The organism is Rhodococcus sp. 5A-K4 (genome assembly GCF_046097995.1).
Classification (GTDB): domain Bacteria; phylum Actinomycetota; class Actinomycetes; order Mycobacteriales; family Mycobacteriaceae; genus Rhodococcus_F; species Rhodococcus_F erythropolis.
In genome coordinates, this window is the sequence record NZ_JBJURM010000034.1 from 23,758 (window position 1) to 38,142 (window position 14,385).

Sequence of the window (14,385 nt, forward strand, 5' to 3'; positions counted from 1 at the left end):
GCCTAGCTCTCCTGTTCGGTGGAGTGTCCAGGGAAGATTTCTGCTTCCGGATCCAGCACTGCCGCAGCGTTGTTCACCGCAGTCGCGGCCTCGCCGAAACCGACGGCGATCAAGCGGACCTTGCCGGGATAGTCCGTGATGTCCCCGGCGGCATACACACGCGGAACATTCGTCTCCATCCGTGTGTTCACCGCGATGTGGCGATTGTCGATCTCGATTCCCCACTCCATCATCGGACCGAGGTCGGCCGTGAATCCCAATGCAGCGATGACGGATTGAGCGAGCAGCGTGGACGTGCTCTTGTCTTGTTTGTGGGTGATGTCGACCTCGCCGATCCACCCGTTTCCACGTACCGCCGAGACATCGGCGTTGACGAGAACCTGGACACTGCTTTCCTGCACCTTGGCGACTGTGGATTTGTGCGCGCGGAAACGATCTCGCCGGTGAACCAGGGTGACGGACTTGGCAATCGGTTCCAGGTGAACGGCCCAGTCGAACGCGCTGTCGCCGCCACCGACGATGACAACGTCTTTCCCGGTGTGCGCCGACAAATCCGGGACGAAGTAACTCAGCCCCCGATCCATGAACTCCGAACCCTTCGCCAACGGACGCGGGGTGAAGGTTCCGATGCCGCCGGTGATGACAACCGCGCCGGCCACCACGACCTGGCCCGTGCTGGTGGTGATCCGCACCCGGCCGTCGTCGTCATGCGACAGCTCACGAGCCTGCATGCCCAGAAGGTACACCGGATCGAACGGGGCAGCCTGCGCCATCAAACCCTCGATGAGGTTGCGTCCCTTGACCGAAGGGAATCCCGCGATGTCGAGGATCGCCTTCTCCGGGTACATCGCACTGACCTGTCCCCCCGGTTCCGCAAGGGCATCGATCACGGCAACCGAGAGGCCGCGGAAGCCTGCGTAGTACGCGCCGTACAGCCCGGCGGGGCCGGCACCAATGATCAGAATATCGACGCCGATCTCGTTGTCGGTCGCCGTGGAAGACGTTTTGTTCACACTCGATACGGTATTGCGCCGACGGACTCACGCAAATGAAACCGGTCCGCTCAACAGACCTCGGTAACAGTTGCGGGACAGCACGAAAAGGGCCCGCCGACCTCTCGGTCGACGGGCCCAATGCTCGCAGGAATTCAGTGCGCGAAGAATTCAGTGCGCGAATACCTCGGGTTCGTCTGCTGCGATCTTCTGGATGATGGTCGAGTACGCAAACCACCCCACCTTCTCGGTGCCGACTGCCTCGTAGGTCTGCGCCGCGATCTTCTCGTGCAGGACAACCGGATCACCGGCGGCTCGCGCCGTCAGCTCCGCCTGCATCGACCGCTCCATCGACACATACCACCACACTGCGCTCTCCACGGAAGTTCCGACGGTCAGATGACCGTGGTTGGTGAGGATCACGGCCTTGTTCGATCCGAGGGCATCCGCGATGCGAATCCCCTCCTCTTCGTCCAGCGCCACCCCGTGATACTCCTCGTAGATCGACTGATCCTCGTGAAAGGCGCACGCGTCCTGAGTGATCGGCGTGAGGCGGGTGTGCAGCGAGGAGAACGCCTTACCGTTCAAACCGTGAGCGTGAACAGCTCCGATGACGTCGGGACGAGCCTCGTGAACCTTGCTGTGGATGACAAACGCTGCTCGGTTGAGCGGTCCGTCTCCGGAAATGACCGTGCCGTCCGACGCCACATGCAGCAATTCCTCCGGCTGAACCTGGGAGAAGTGCCGCCCGAACGGCGCAGTCCAGAAAGTCTCCGGATCTTCTGGGTCTCGGGCGGTGATATGTCCCGAGATTCCCTCGTCCAAACCGAATTTCGACAAAATCCGATACCCGCCGATGACAGCGGTCTTGCGACGACGCCGCTCACTCTCGATATCGGTGAACTCGGGCGGTCCCGGAATTCCGGCCTGCTCGGCAATGCTCAGCGGGTGATTCATGCTGCGCTCCTGACTATTTGACGCCGTAACGGGCGAGGTACCGCGAGGACAGAATGCGGAGAATCCGGTCGAAGATGAAGCCCATGATGCCCAGGACGATGATGCCGACGAACGTCCAGTCGATCCGGCCGTAGTTTCGAGCCTGCCAGATCATCGAACCGATACCCTGGTCGGCGGCGACGATCTCCGCCGACACGATGGTGAGGAAGCTGTTGCCCATCGCTAGGCGAGCGCCCGTGACGATGCCGGGGATCGACGACGGCAAGACCACCGTCTTCATGATCTGAAGTTTGTTGGCACCAAGATTTGCCGCTGCCTGCAGTTTGTTCTCGCTGATCGCTACAGTCGCGGCAATCGTGCTGACCGTGACGATGAATACCGAGGTGTAGAAGATCAGAACAACCTTCGACGTCTCACCGATGCCGAACCAGACGACGGCGAGAGTGACAAACGCAATAGGCGGAATGAACCGGAAGAACTCGATGTACGGATCGAGGAGCTGTCGCACGATGGAAATGCGGCCCATCAGAATTCCGACGGGAGCACCGATCACGACACCCAGGAACCAGCCGATGAGAATTCGCTGACCCGATGCGGTGATCGACGACCACAGAACGCCGCTCTCCCACAGTTCCTGTGCCGCCGACCATACTTCGGCCGGTGATGCAATGGTGGTCGGCCCGTACCACCACGCCAGGAACGACCAGATGCCCAAACCGATTGCCGCTGAGGCTGCATACATCAGCGTCGCTTTGACAATCTTGGATCGCCGCGCCGACGAACGCTTTTTTGTCTCCGCCACCTTCGCTGTTCTCACACCGGCTGAACCACCGGTCACTACAGCCGTCACAGCTCGTCCTCCTCAATGCCTTGGTTCCGCAGCGACGCAACCACTTCTGCCCGAATGTCGTCCCGCAGCTTCTCGTAGAGCTCGATCACCTCGGGATCGTTGCGGTCTCGCGGACGAGCCGCATTGACCTCGTAGACGCTCTTGATCCGGGCCCGCGGGCCGGCCGACATCACGATCACACGGTCAGCCAACGTCAGTGCCTCGTCGATATCGTGAGTCACGAATACCACGGTGCAGCGGGTGTGCCGCCAGATACGGTCGAGTTCGGTCTGCAGAACCTGACGAGTCTGAGCGTCCAACGCACCGAACGGCTCGTCCATGAGAACCAACGACGGCTGGTTGGCAAGAACTCGTGCGATCTGAACACGTTGCCGCATACCGCCGGACAGCTGCGAGGGGAACTTCGCACCCGCGTGGGGCAAGCCGACCATCGCGAGGTACTCGGCCGCGATACTCGCCTGCTCGCTGCGGTTCGCTCCACGCATCCTGGGGCCGTAGGCCACGTTCTGGCTCACGGTCATCCATTCGAACAACGCTTCGGAGCTCTGAAACACCATGCCGGCGTGGCGGTTACTGCCGGCGACGACATCTCCGTCGCACACGATCTCGCCGGCGCTGGGTTCCACGAAGCCGGCCATGGACGACAGCAGCGTCGACTTGCCGCAGCCACTCGGACCGAGCAGACAGACGAATTCACCTGGCTGCACGTGCATGTCGATTCCGGCGACGATCTCCGCCGCGCCGAAGCTGATTCCGAGGTCGACCACGTCGATGGCAACACCGGTGTTCTTCTTGCCGGGGCCGGCTGTCCCCGCGCTATTCGTCGAGCTGGTCGTTGAACCACTTGTTGCGATACTCACTGTGCACCATCCTTGTACCAATCCAGAAGCATTGCCGATTCGAGATCCGGCTGGTCGCTGAGAACACCGATCGACTTGTAGAAATCGACGATCGACTGAGCCGACTCGACATCCGCAGCTTCGAGATTCACCACGGCGAAGTCGATCTCGTCCACCGCGGCAATAGTCTGATCCTCGCTGACGTTCACAGCCGCCTTGGTCGCGGACGCTGCCACGCCCGGATCCGACTCGACCTTGCGCGTTGCCTCGTCGAGCACCTTCGCGACGGTTCGCGCTGTCTCTTCGTTGGCCGACAACCACGGAGCCGTCGTGATCGCCCAATGATGATAGAACCAGCCGTAGTCTCCGGTTACTGCCACCACGTGGCCGGTTCCCTGATCCAGGGCGGTGGCCGGCCACGGCTCCCACAGGACAAACCCGTCGATGTCGCCGCGACTGAGCAGTGCGGGCATGTCCGTCGGGGTCGCCGAGATCATCTCGACCGAACCGGGGGCAATGGAGTTGGCAGCGAGGTACTTGTCCGTCGAAATCTGGCTGAGACCCGGGACGATGCCCATCTTCTTGATCGCAGCCGGTGAGTCGACACCGTTACGCAGCACGACCTTGATGTAGTCACCCGACGCCTCGTACGAGTACATCGCGCGCAACGACGGATTCTGACGCAACTGGGCGATCGTTGTCGTATCGGAGCTACCGGCGATCTGGACCTGCCCGGTCGAGAGTGCGTCGACGGCCTCGCCACCACGACCGAACTGGACGAGTTCGACGTCCAAACCGGCAGCGTCGAACATGCCTTCCTGATCCGCTACGAAGAACGGAGCGTAGGAAGCATCGATTCCGACTGCGATACGCAGTGGTCCACTTCCGGCGGAATCAGCTGTGCTTTGCGTCGCCGGGCGGCTGCATGCGCCGGTTGCAACGGTCAGCAGCAGCGCAGCCGAAACAAGAGCAGTCCTTCCAAACTTTGACAGCGAGGCCATCTACTCACACCTTTGTTTGTGATCTGTGCCGCAGTTGCGGGTCGTGGAGAGCAAACCTAGCTGTGTGTACCTACACCCGAGAACCAACCGGGTCCACCGTGCGGACCGGGGACAGGAACTTACCTCGGCGAAACACTGCACCTGGAGGAACGTGCGGACCGAAATACTTCGGTAACACGGCCCTCGATCACAATGTCCACCGAATCACAATGTCCACCGAATTGTCTGCGAGCGCAGCGCACTGGCGACATTCTGCGCCGTCATCGAATAGATCGACGCACGCGCTCCGGCGCTGCCGCCGGCGACGTGCGGGCTCAGGAGGGTCGAATCGAATCCACGGAGCGGGCTCGAAATCGGTAGTGGTTCAACGTCGAACACATCGAGGGCAGCGCCGCCGACATGCCTGGAACGCAAGGCACGCGCCAATGCCGCGTCGTCGACGACAGCGCCGCGCGCCACATTGACCACGATCGCTCCGGTGGGCAACTGCGCAACTCGATGGGAATTGATCAGTCCCCGAGTTGATTCCGTAAGCGGGACGGCCAGCACCAGGACATCCGCGAGAGGCAGTAACTCGTCGAGTGACACAAACGTCGCAGCCACAGTGTCACGCGGTCTCGAACGCGCGGTGACGTAGACGTCGCAACCGAAGGCGGCAAACAATTCTGCACACCGGCGGCCGATCGAACCGACACCTACGACGCCGACCCGGCGCTGCGCCAGATCGCGGCAATCGCGCGTCAGGATGGATTCCTGTGGCCATCGACCATCGGTAACCTCGTTGTGCGCCCAGAACATGGAGCGGCACAACACACCTGCCGCGAGCACTGCCCACTCCGCAACCGAGTTCGCGTTTGCACCGGGAGTATTCGCCACCGGAACTCCGGCGGCGCGCCAGGCTTCGGCATCGATGAAATTGGTTCCGGCACCAGGCTGTTGGACGAGGAGCACATTCCGGCCGAGCTCTGCTTCCTCCTTGCCCAGTGGCAGATCACCACTCCAGTCCCCCACCACGACGTCGCATGTCGGCAACTCCGCACGGAGCGCCCCCGTGGTGCGCTCAGGTAATCGAACTACCTCCGCCTCACCCCTGACGGCGTCACGGATTGCGGTACCGAGTCCGTTGTCGGCGTCGGCCGTCAGCAGAAGTACTTTCTTCACGAGAACTCCTTCGCTGTAAGACGATGACTGTACCTTCGAAAACGCGGAAGCCGGCCTCCCAATCGAGAGACCGACTCCATTACGCAGCAGCATATTTGGCAGGAACTTCTCAGATAGCTGCCTTCGCGCTGGCTGATGCCTTTGCCAAGAACTCGAGGCTCAGCGGGTTGTACTTCGCTGCCTGCTCGTGCTGCGGCCAGTGACCGCACTCCGAGTAGAGTTCGAGCTGAGCGCCCGGAATATCCTCGGCCATCTTCTTCGCTTCCGGAACATCACCGAACGGATTTTCCTGACCCCAGACCACAAGAGTCGGCGCCTTGATGAGTGCCATTCGATCCGGGCGCAGCAGGTTCCGCTGGCGAACCTCCATCTCCTGCAAGGAAAGGAGGTTGTGGATGTTGGCGACAAAGTCAGGCTGATGGTAGATCCGGTGACGAGCCTGAACCAATTCCTCGGTTGCATCGGCGGGATCATGCATGAGCAACTGCATACGTGCGCGGGTCAATTCGATGTCGTCACTCTGGACGGCCTTCGCGGTCGACGTCTTGATGCGCTCCATGACTACCGGGTTCGCGACTGTTCCGCCTGCTGCCAGCAACTGCAGCGACAGAACACGTTCGGGCTGCTCGCTGGCCAGGTAGGCAGCGACCCAACCACCGAGGCTTTCACCCACCAAGTGCACACGGTCCAGTCCGACCGCGTCGAGGTAGTTCACCAAATGCTCGACGTAGCGCGGAATCTCGTACGGGTAGTCAGGCTTGCCGGTGTAACCATGGCCGAGCATGTCGATCGCGTGAACCCGGTAAGACTCGGCGTGCGGTGCAATATTGCGTGCAAATGCCTCGAGGTGTCCGCTGGTGCCGTGCAGGAAGATCACGGCCTCGTCACCGGATCCTGCCTGCAGAGAGCGCGTGGGCACACCGCCGGCGTCGACGGTCGTCAACTCGAAATCGAGCCCGGCAAGTTCGTTCCAGATTGTCATCAGAGAAACTTCCTTTACTGAAGGTGCAGATTATGTTGTTGCGCTGTCTGTTCCAGCTGGATCGAGAATCGTGACCCCCATACCGGTGAGCCACTCGGGAATCGCTTCGTAGGCAAGGCGTTCACCCGGAACGTAGTCGAGCATCGCGGCCATCATGAGCCAGGTCCGCAACTCCTGCGCACCGTTGCCCGCCTCGTCTTCGATCTGCTGCGTCGTGAACTCGGCAAGCTCACTTGCCTTGCCGCTGGCAAACAGATCAAGAATTCGGTCATCGAACTCCGGAGTGATCGCGGCATCGGCTGCGCGGATGATCTGGCGTCGCCGGACGTCGTAGTCGGACCAGTTCTCCCGGCCGTCCAGCCAGGCTTGAACCATGAAATCCTCGTCCTCACCGTGCGGATCCCGCCAGTCCGGCCAGGGCAGACGATGAGACAATCCACCGGACGCGATCACCACGACCCGGGTATCCGCCGGATACGACGCAACGGCATCCCGCAGGGCCTTCGCCACTTCCTCACATCGCTTGAACGTCGGGAGGGGCGGCGCGAATACGTTGACCACCAACGGAACTATCGGAACATCGATTCCGTCGAGAAGGTACTGAATCGCGTGAGACTGACCATGATCGATCTGCAATCGCGCCGAGTAGGCAAGATCGAACCGGCCACCTTCGATCAGCTCGTTTGCAAGGTGCCTGGCGAACTCCACGTCGACCCGTTGCGGCCCCTTGGGTGTTCCTGACTCGCCACTGGAAATGCACTCTCCGACGCCGAGAGTGAACGCCGGAATCAGATCCAGCCAGAAACCGCGAAAGTGGTTGGAGCCGAGAATCAAGACAACATCGGGTTTCGACGCCGCGATCTTCTCCCGGCTCAGATACAGCGCGTCCCGGAAGCGTTCGGCCTCCGCCTTGTGCGTCGTCTCTTCCCAATGGGTGTTCATCAAGGTGCTGTGGGAGGCACCGATACCCAGAACTATCTTCGCCATCAGTCGATTCCTACTTCCTCGAGCGAGCGGGTGACGGTGTCGAGGGCCACTCGGATCAGATACTTCGTAAATCTCTCCGCCGCAGCCAGGTCCACAGTGTTCATCCCCATCGCGAAGTCCACCTCGAACGGTGCGTCGACCACCTTGGGCATACCCACCCGAATCGTCGGGATGCCGCGGCTGCGCAGGATGTTTGCGTCGGTGGCTCCACTCGCGTCGAAGAAGTCCTGATGCGGCTCTCCTTCGGCAGCTTCCCACGCGTGGACTGCGGCGCGGCGCAACCACATTCGAGGGTCGGAACCCTCACCGGGGATGGCAAGAACCTGTTCGACGTCGATCTGCAGATCCAGCGATTGTGCGATCTCCGCAACGACGGCTTTGAGTTCGCGCTTGGCCGCGGTGGGCGTCGTCCGCGGGCTGAGCCGTAGATCAACGGTAAGGCGCACCTGCTCGGGGGTGAACGACGCTGTTCGCTCCCACCCGCCGCGGATGTTGGCAACGATCCCCTGAGGCGCAACCAAACCGTCCTGATGCGCCGCCGAGTACTTCGGGAACCATTCCTCCAACTTGGCGACCACCTCGCCGGCTGCGGTAATCGCGTTGCGGTACGGCAACCGGTGGCGCGAGCCGACGTAGGTGTGCAGACCGTGCACCGTGATCTCGAACCAGGCCAGTCCCACTTCTTCCCAGGAAACCGTCCAGCCGGGCTTGGCGATCAACGCGCAGTCCGCCCACACTCCCTGTTCCAGGAGGAACGAGCAGCCGACGCCCTGGCCGGTGTTGCGTCGGGGGTTTCCGACACCGGGGCGGGCATTGGTCGGCATACCACCGGCGCCGAATCCGAGCACCAGGTCGCCGCGGAGCGGAATACCGGCTGCGGCAATTGCTTCGGCCGCCGCGACAATGCAGACGGCGTGGCCTTTGGGGTTCGACGCACCCAATCCGATCACGTAGTTCTCGTCGAACTGGGCGTGCGGCGTCAGATCCGCTCGCAGCTCATTTCCCACCCACGGCAGGTCTTCCGCCGGATCGCCGGTCGTGACGGTGTCGATCGGCGCATACAGCAACAGGTCCGGTCCGGACCCGTCACCGCGGAGCCTTCCCCACGAGTTCGCTTGCCGATCATCGAGATCCATTGTGTGGGCCTCGATTCCCGACGCTGCCAGGACCTCCGTGATGTGGCGGGCCAGCGGTGCTTCATCACCCGTCGGGCTGGGAATGTTCACCACCGAAGTGGCGAGATCCCGCAATCGCGCACGATCGACATGGGCGTAGGCTCGCTCGACCCATTCCCGGCGCTCGTCGCCTAGGCCTGCGAGAGCGTCGGCCCTCGCAGTGGTCATGGATTGACCTGATGTACCTGAGTATTGCTGCGCTCGCCGGCCATCTGCCACAGCTTGGGAACTGCCACTGCAACAGCGGCACCGATAGCGACAGCCGTCAGAATCTTGAACATGTATCTCTCCTATTCGCTGGTGCCGGTGGGAATCTGAGCGTCGGCGACAGGGGCCGAGCGGGGCGTTGGCGTCCGTCGCTCTCGGGTGGGCCTGACCGGCGCCTTGGGGGTGTGCTTGGCCGCGTCGGCGATCTTCTCGGCGTACTCTTCCTCTGCCAGATTTCGCCACGTCGTCAGCGACACGTCCGGTCGGTACAGCTTCTCCGGCGGCGCGTCGGTGACCTCGACCATCCACGCATCCTGACCCGAGAACTGACCGTGGAACAGCCAGCGGATCGCACCGAGATACTTGGCGTAGAAGCCCAATTTTGCTGCGCCGGAGACGAAGTTGACCATGAGGCCGACGTACTTGTGGTTGTCTTCGTCCACCGGGACGTAGAACTCGTAATGAATGAACTTGGGGTACGCGATGCGCAGGACACCCGGCATGGACAGTGAAGCAAAACCGGGGAAGTTCTGAGCTGCGATCACAGGATTGACATCCAGGCCGGCGCCGACGTTTCCGATCTGCGAAATCTGGGTCTCGTCCGGCTTCTTCTTCCACCACCGCTTGTTCGTCCAGGTTCCCACGCCCGGGAATTCCGCCTCCCAGTACACCTCTTCCTGCACGCGGTAGATCCAGCGTCCCTCCGGAACGATGCTCGTGATGTTCCACGTGGGCATCGGCTTGAACAGACGCCACAATGCGGTGCGGTGCAGGTACTTCGCATGTCCCTCGTCGAAACCGTTCTCACATGCGAAGCGCCAGTTGCCTTCTCGGGGCTGAATACGACCACCGACGATACCCTTGTTCTCCACCAGCTCACGCGGCAACTGGTCGTCGATGGACGGCGCCGGCTCGTTGGCGATCGGGATGTACACCCACACCAGACCGAGTCGCTCCTCGATCGCATAGGTCTGGACGTTCAGCTTGCCGCAGATCTTGGAATCCGGACCGTCGGTGATGACCGCGGCCAGCTTGCCGTCGGTGAGCCGGTACGTCCAGCCGTGGTACGGGCAGCTGACGGTTCCCGGGAACTGCTGATCGCCCTCGGACAACGGAACGCCGCGGTGCGGGCACCGATCGTGCAGGGCATATGCCTTGCCTGCGTCGCGGATGATCGCCAGCTTTTCACCACAGATGGTGAAGCTCTTGGGGTCTTTGGTGATGTGGTTCGACCACGTGACCGGGTACCAGTAACCGCGGTATCCGCTGCCGGCTGCGTTGTAACCCGGCCATGCCGTCCAATCCTGCCGACCGGCCGCTCGTGGCCGCTCGGGCAGCGCGAACGTGGCTTCCGACGCCTCGACACCAGTCATGTGAAGTCCTCTCGACACTGAACGTTTGAATGAAACAGATCTTGGGTGAGATTGCGGTCTACGCCAATGGATTCGGTTCGCTCAGCAGACCCGGACCACCACAGCGGTTCCGACGGCACACAGCACGCCATTGTCCGAATGCTCCCGCATTGTCAAAGTTAGTTGGTCACTGTCGATTTGGGACACTTCACCCGACACCTCGAGTGTGGTTCCGACGGGCGCGGGCGCACGATTCTGCCAGGAGACGGACACAACTCCTTCGTATCCACCGGCAAAGTGTGACGCGGCACGAAAGAACAGCGTGCCCTGCAACTGGGCCATGACCACCGGTGCGGACAACCCCTCCGTCTGCGCATAGGAGGCGTCGTAGTGAATACGGTGCGAATTGTGCGTCGACGCCCCGAATCGAAGGATCCGAACCGGATCGCAGACCAAGGTCACCGATTCGATCGGCGTGCCCACGACTACTGTTTCGGTCATCGGACGATGAACTTCTCGACGACCTCGGCAAATGCGCCGGACTGCGCACCCCGGTAAGTCTTGGTGACCGAGAGCAGCAGAAACTCGTCCGGAGCCCGGCCCTTGGTCGTCACGGTATCGAGTACTCGCCCTACGACGACAGCCTCACCCAGCGGGGCCGGTCGCAAGAAAGTCACACTCTGCCCGCCGGCCATCAAGCGCACGTCGATACCGTCTGTGCCCGGCACTTCGTCACGGAACATGCCGTCTGCTCGGTACTCTCGATCGGAGCCACCTTGCGGTCCTCGCAAAAGCGAAGGCAGATACATCGGATGGACGGCAAATGCCGGGTGCTCCGGGTCGAGAAACCGGGGGTCCGTCTCGGCGGTGGCAACCGCAAACGCAACCGACTCCGCCGGACGCACCGTTCCCAACTCTCGCGTTTCCCGCGTACCGATCATCGCCTCCGCGCGATCACGCGCGTGCTCGAGTTCTGTTCTCATGCCAGCACGCTAGGCATTCGGAAGTCTCACAGCCACGAACCGGGTTCGCCTGCCGGACCGCGATACTTCCCATACCGCTCACCTCGAGGTCAGGTATAGCCATGGCTGATCAACCGAAGAGCTTGTACGCCAAAGCAGATGGCGTCACATTCCATTACTACGACCTCGGCGAGGGCGACCCCACGATTTTCCTGCACGGAGGCGGCCCCGGCTGCACTGCGTGGTCCGACTTCGGGCCGGTGGCACCGCTCTTCGCCTCGGATCGACGAGCGATTCTCGTTGATCTGCTGCAATACGGTCGGTCCGACAAGTGCACCATCGCCGGCCCAATGTGGGACTTCCACGCCGCCAAGATGGTTGCCCTGCTCGACGAACTCGGAATCGAACGCGCAGACTTCGTCTGCAACTCGTGGGGCGGCACCATAGCGCTCAATCTTGCGGCAAAGTACCCGGAACGCGTTCGCTCCCTGGTGATCACGGGCAGCATGCCCGTCTTCTACGGTCCACTCGCGCCGCTCCCCGAGGATGGCCGGCGTGGCCGCAACGCCCGCGACCTCTACTACGGGGGCACCGGCCCCACCCTCGAAAAACTCCGCACCTTGATCACCAGTCTCGAATGGTTCGACGGATCGAAGTTGCCCGCCGAAACCCTCCAGATGCGATACGAGCAAAGTCTCGACCCCGAAGAAATGGCCCTGGCTGCCTCGGCGGACTCACCTCGTGGCGATTGGCAGGATCTCACAGCTGAACTCGGCCAGATCCAGGCGCCGACGCTCTTCGCCTGGGGCATGCACGACGCATTCCTCACCCCGGACTACCCGCTCATGCTGGCGCGGATGATTCCCCATGGCCATCTCTACATCATGGACAAGGCGTCGCATCATCTTCAGGAAGAACGACCATACGACTACTACAGTGTAGTTTCGGGTTTCCTTGACCAACAGCACAACTGAACGAACGGTGATCGCCCCGACGGGCGGTGCACGGATCCGATTGGTACTGCTTCTCGGAATTCTCACCGCCCTCGGGCCGTTCACCGTCGACATGTATCTTCCTGCGCTGCCACAGATCACGCAGGAATTCGGCACGTCGGACACGATGGTTCAGCTGACCCTGACGGGCACACTGCTGGGTCTGGCTTTCGGCCAGTTGCTCATCGGCCCACTGTCCGACATCTACGGACGTCGACGTCCCCTGCTCGTGGGCACAGTAATTCACGTCGGCGCGTCGTTGGCCTGCTTCTTTGCTCCGTCCATCGAAGTCCTCACTGCGCTGCGAACCCTTCAAGGTTTCGGCGCCGCCGCGACGGGCGTGATCGCGATGGCAATCGTTCGTGATCTATTCACCGGACACGATGCGGCAGTTGTACTTTCGCGGCTGATGTTGGTCATGGGCGTAGCGCCCATCCTGGCCCCCTCCATCGGCGGGGCACTGATGTCCGTAACACAGTGGCGCGGAGTCTTTCTCGCTCTCTTCATCCTGGGCATCGCGATGATCGCACTCGCGGCAGTATCGCTGCCGGAAACACTTCCACCCGAGAATCGGTCGGGCAAGGGCATCGGCGCCATCGCGCGAAACTACATTGCGCTCGGCAAGGATGCCCACTTCATGGTGTTGGTGCTCGTGTGCGGTCTCGGCCGCGGCGTTTTGTGGTCGTACATCGCCGCGTCGTCCTACGTGATGCAGGAACAGTTCGGACTGAGCGCCACCGCATACGGATTTGCCTTTGCCGGCGGCGCCGTCGTTTTGATCGGTTCGTCCCAGCTCAACGTCGTGCTTCTCGGCCGGTGGCCGCCGAATTCCATCACGATCTGGGCAATGTGGGGCAGTAGTGCCGTCGGCGCTGCATTTGTTGTTGTTGCCGCCACCGACTCGTGGGGATTCGTCGGGTTTGCCGTCCCCATCCTGCTGATGCTCTGCGCAACGGGTTTTGTCATGCCCAACGCACCGGCGGTTGCACTGTCCCGTCACGGAGAAGCCGCAGGCTCAGCAGCCGCGCTGATCGGATTTGCGCAGTTCGGCGCTGCCGCTGTGGTTGCGCCCATCGTCGGCCTTCTCGGCAACACCAGTCTTGCCGTGGCCATCTCCATGACCGGGGCTTCGGTTCTCGGCGTGATCGCGCTGCTCTGCGTGCGTCGATAAAACGGTTATGCCGAGCGTTCGAGAACCGATACCTTCCGGCTGATCCCTTCGGCCGCCGCGCGCAACGGTTCGGCAAAACGCTCGGTATCCATTCGATACCGCGGACTCGACACACCGATCGCGGCAACTGCTTCACCAAGTCCACCGAAGATCGGGGCAGCGATACTCGATGTTCCCAGGCGAACCTCTTCGGTCTCGACCGCCAACTGCTGCGAACGAACAGCGTCGAGTTGCCTACGTAACCCGTCTTCCGAGTTCACCGTCCGATCGGTGAACTCGACAAATCCGTTGCCTGTCACCGCTCGAAAAACGAAATCCGGTGAGTACGCGAGTATCGCTTTGCCGGTTGCCGTGGCATACATCGGCAGCCGGCCAGCCACCCGCGACGGCAGGTCCACCCCGTGATGACCGGAGATCTTGTCGATGTACAGAACATCGAGGCCGTCGCGAATCGCGAGGTGAACCGTCTCCCGGGTCGCCGCGTGAAGATCCTGCACATACGTCAAGGACACCTCGCGCAGAATACGTTGACGAGGAACCAACTGCCCCAGTTCGAAGAGCCGTAACCCCAACCTGTACTTGGTTCCGACCCGTTCCAGTAGACCAAGAGACACCAGTTCACCGGCTATTCGATGCACCGTCGCCTTCGCAACACCACTCCGATTCGCAAGTTCGGTCAGCGACAGCGCACCCGAATCCGCATCGAAGGAATCGAGTATCAGGCGCGCTTTCCCCAGCAACGAATGCATCGCCGAGC

Annotated in this window: 15 protein-coding genes; 2 read left to right on the top strand and 13 right to left on the bottom strand. The window is 61.7% G+C overall.

Going from position 1 to position 14,385, the window contains the following annotated elements; all coding sequences use genetic code 11:
* Nucleotides 1-2: 2 nt before the first annotated feature.
* From ACKAMS_RS29360 to ACKAMS_RS29415, 12 genes are all read right to left on the bottom strand, one after another.
* Nucleotides 3-1,013 (bottom strand): NAD(P)/FAD-dependent oxidoreductase, encoded by a 1,011-nt coding sequence (locus ACKAMS_RS29360; RefSeq protein ID WP_007731607.1) that lies wholly within the window; start codon nucleotides 1,011-1,013, stop codon nucleotides 3-5.
* A 150-nt stretch (nucleotides 1,014-1,163) separates the two neighbouring features.
* A complete protein-coding gene (locus ACKAMS_RS29365) occupies nucleotides 1,164-1,949 on the bottom strand; it encodes a class II aldolase/adducin family protein (RefSeq protein ID WP_019746503.1) in 786 nt (261 codons plus the stop codon).
* Nucleotides 1,950-1,962: 13 nt separating this feature from the next.
* The gene (locus ACKAMS_RS29370) at nucleotides 1,963-2,799 is read right to left on the bottom strand and encodes an ABC transporter permease (protein ID WP_019746502.1); all 837 of its coding nucleotides are present in this window, start codon (nucleotides 2,797-2,799) and stop codon (nucleotides 1,963-1,965) included.
* Nucleotides 2,796-3,659: an ABC transporter ATP-binding protein gene (locus ACKAMS_RS29375; protein ID WP_007731623.1), complete on the bottom strand. Its 864-nt coding sequence runs from the start codon at nucleotides 3,657-3,659 to the stop codon at nucleotides 2,796-2,798. Before ACKAMS_RS29375 ends, ACKAMS_RS29370 begins: the two co-directional genes overlap by 4 nt.
* Nucleotides 3,656-4,639 (bottom strand): ABC transporter substrate-binding protein, encoded by a 984-nt coding sequence (locus ACKAMS_RS29380; RefSeq protein ID WP_007731624.1) that lies wholly within the window; start codon nucleotides 4,637-4,639, stop codon nucleotides 3,656-3,658. The genes ACKAMS_RS29375 and ACKAMS_RS29380 overlap by 4 nt, the downstream gene beginning before the upstream one ends.
* Before the next feature lie 204 nt (nucleotides 4,640-4,843).
* Complete coding sequence (locus ACKAMS_RS29385) at nucleotides 4,844-5,800, bottom strand: NAD(P)-dependent oxidoreductase (protein ID WP_019746501.1); 957 nt, start codon at nucleotides 5,798-5,800, stop codon at nucleotides 4,844-4,846.
* Nucleotides 5,801-5,909: 109 nt separating this feature from the next.
* Nucleotides 5,910-6,782, bottom strand: coding sequence for an alpha/beta fold hydrolase (locus ACKAMS_RS29390; protein ID WP_019746500.1), 873 nt, complete (start codon nucleotides 6,780-6,782; stop codon nucleotides 5,910-5,912).
* 30 nt (nucleotides 6,783-6,812) lie between these two features.
* Nucleotides 6,813-7,769, bottom strand: a complete 957-nt coding sequence (locus tag ACKAMS_RS29395; RefSeq protein ID WP_007731630.1) for a 3-(2,3-dihydroxyphenyl)propionate dioxygenase — start codon at nucleotides 7,767-7,769, stop codon at nucleotides 6,813-6,815.
* Nucleotides 7,769-9,112, bottom strand: a complete 1,344-nt coding sequence (locus ACKAMS_RS29400) for a peptidase dimerization domain-containing protein (RefSeq protein ID WP_317832339.1) — start codon at nucleotides 9,110-9,112, stop codon at nucleotides 7,769-7,771. Before ACKAMS_RS29400 ends, ACKAMS_RS29395 begins: the two co-directional genes overlap by 1 nt.
* 122 nt (nucleotides 9,113-9,234) lie before the next feature.
* Nucleotides 9,235-10,524, bottom strand: a complete 1,290-nt coding sequence (locus ACKAMS_RS29405; RefSeq protein WP_007731634.1) for a Rieske 2Fe-2S domain-containing protein — start codon at nucleotides 10,522-10,524, stop codon at nucleotides 9,235-9,237.
* An 81-nt stretch (nucleotides 10,525-10,605) separates the two neighbouring features.
* The gene (locus tag ACKAMS_RS29410) at nucleotides 10,606-11,004 is read right to left on the bottom strand and encodes an acyl dehydratase (RefSeq protein WP_070385914.1); all 399 of its coding nucleotides are present in this window, start codon (nucleotides 11,002-11,004) and stop codon (nucleotides 10,606-10,608) included.
* Nucleotides 11,001-11,486: a MaoC family dehydratase N-terminal domain-containing protein gene (locus ACKAMS_RS29415; protein WP_007731639.1), complete on the bottom strand. Its 486-nt coding sequence runs from the start codon at nucleotides 11,484-11,486 to the stop codon at nucleotides 11,001-11,003. The genes ACKAMS_RS29410 and ACKAMS_RS29415 overlap by 4 nt, the downstream gene beginning before the upstream one ends.
* A gap of 101 nt (nucleotides 11,487-11,587) precedes the next feature.
* Between ACKAMS_RS29415 and ACKAMS_RS29420 the strand changes: the two genes are divergently transcribed.
* Nucleotides 11,588-12,439 carry an alpha/beta fold hydrolase gene (locus tag ACKAMS_RS29420; protein ID WP_046377785.1) on the top strand — a complete coding sequence of 284 codons (852 nt, stop codon included), beginning with the start codon at nucleotides 11,588-11,590 and terminating at the stop codon, nucleotides 12,437-12,439.
* Between the two features lie 7 nt (nucleotides 12,440-12,446).
* Nucleotides 12,447-13,628 carry a multidrug effflux MFS transporter gene (locus ACKAMS_RS29425; protein WP_084325007.1) on the top strand — a complete coding sequence of 394 codons (1,182 nt, stop codon included), beginning with the start codon at nucleotides 12,447-12,449 and terminating at the stop codon, nucleotides 13,626-13,628.
* A 5-nt stretch (nucleotides 13,629-13,633) separates the two neighbouring features.
* Here the strand turns inward: ACKAMS_RS29425 and ACKAMS_RS29430 are convergent, their stop codons facing one another.
* Nucleotides 13,634-14,377, bottom strand: coding sequence for an IclR family transcriptional regulator (locus ACKAMS_RS29430; protein ID WP_408989950.1), 744 nt, complete (start codon nucleotides 14,375-14,377; stop codon nucleotides 13,634-13,636).
* Nucleotides 14,378-14,385 lie beyond the last annotated feature (8 nt).

Coding starts and splice junctions, on each gene's coding strand:
- ACKAMS_RS29365 (WP_019746503.1), bottom strand. CDS start 1,949: ATGAATCACCCGCTGAGCATTGCCGAGCAGGCCGGAATTCCGGGACCG.
- ACKAMS_RS29380 (WP_007731624.1), bottom strand. CDS start 4,639: ATGGCCTCGCTGTCAAAGTTTGGAAGGACTGCTCTTGTTTCGGCTGCG.
- ACKAMS_RS29390 (WP_019746500.1), bottom strand. CDS start 6,782: ATGACAATCTGGAACGAACTTGCCGGGCTCGATTTCGAGTTGACGACC.
- ACKAMS_RS29395 (WP_007731630.1), bottom strand. CDS start 7,769: ATGGCGAAGATAGTTCTGGGTATCGGTGCCTCCCACAGCACCTTGATG.
- ACKAMS_RS29400 (WP_317832339.1), bottom strand. CDS start 9,112: ATGACCACTGCGAGGGCCGACGCTCTCGCAGGCCTAGGCGACGAGCGC.
- ACKAMS_RS29405 (WP_007731634.1), bottom strand. CDS start 10,524: ATGACTGGTGTCGAGGCGTCGGAAGCCACGTTCGCGCTGCCCGAGCGG.
- ACKAMS_RS29410 (WP_070385914.1), bottom strand. CDS start 11,004: ATGACCGAAACAGTAGTCGTGGGCACGCCGATCGAATCGGTGACCTTG.
- ACKAMS_RS29415 (WP_007731639.1), bottom strand. CDS start 11,486: ATGAGAACAGAACTCGAGCACGCGCGTGATCGCGCGGAGGCGATGATC.
- ACKAMS_RS29420 (WP_046377785.1), top strand. CDS start 11,588: ATGGCTGATCAACCGAAGAGCTTGTACGCCAAAGCAGATGGCGTCACA.
- ACKAMS_RS29430 (WP_408989950.1), bottom strand. CDS start 14,377: ATGCATTCGTTGCTGGGGAAAGCGCGCCTGATACTCGATTCCTTCGAT.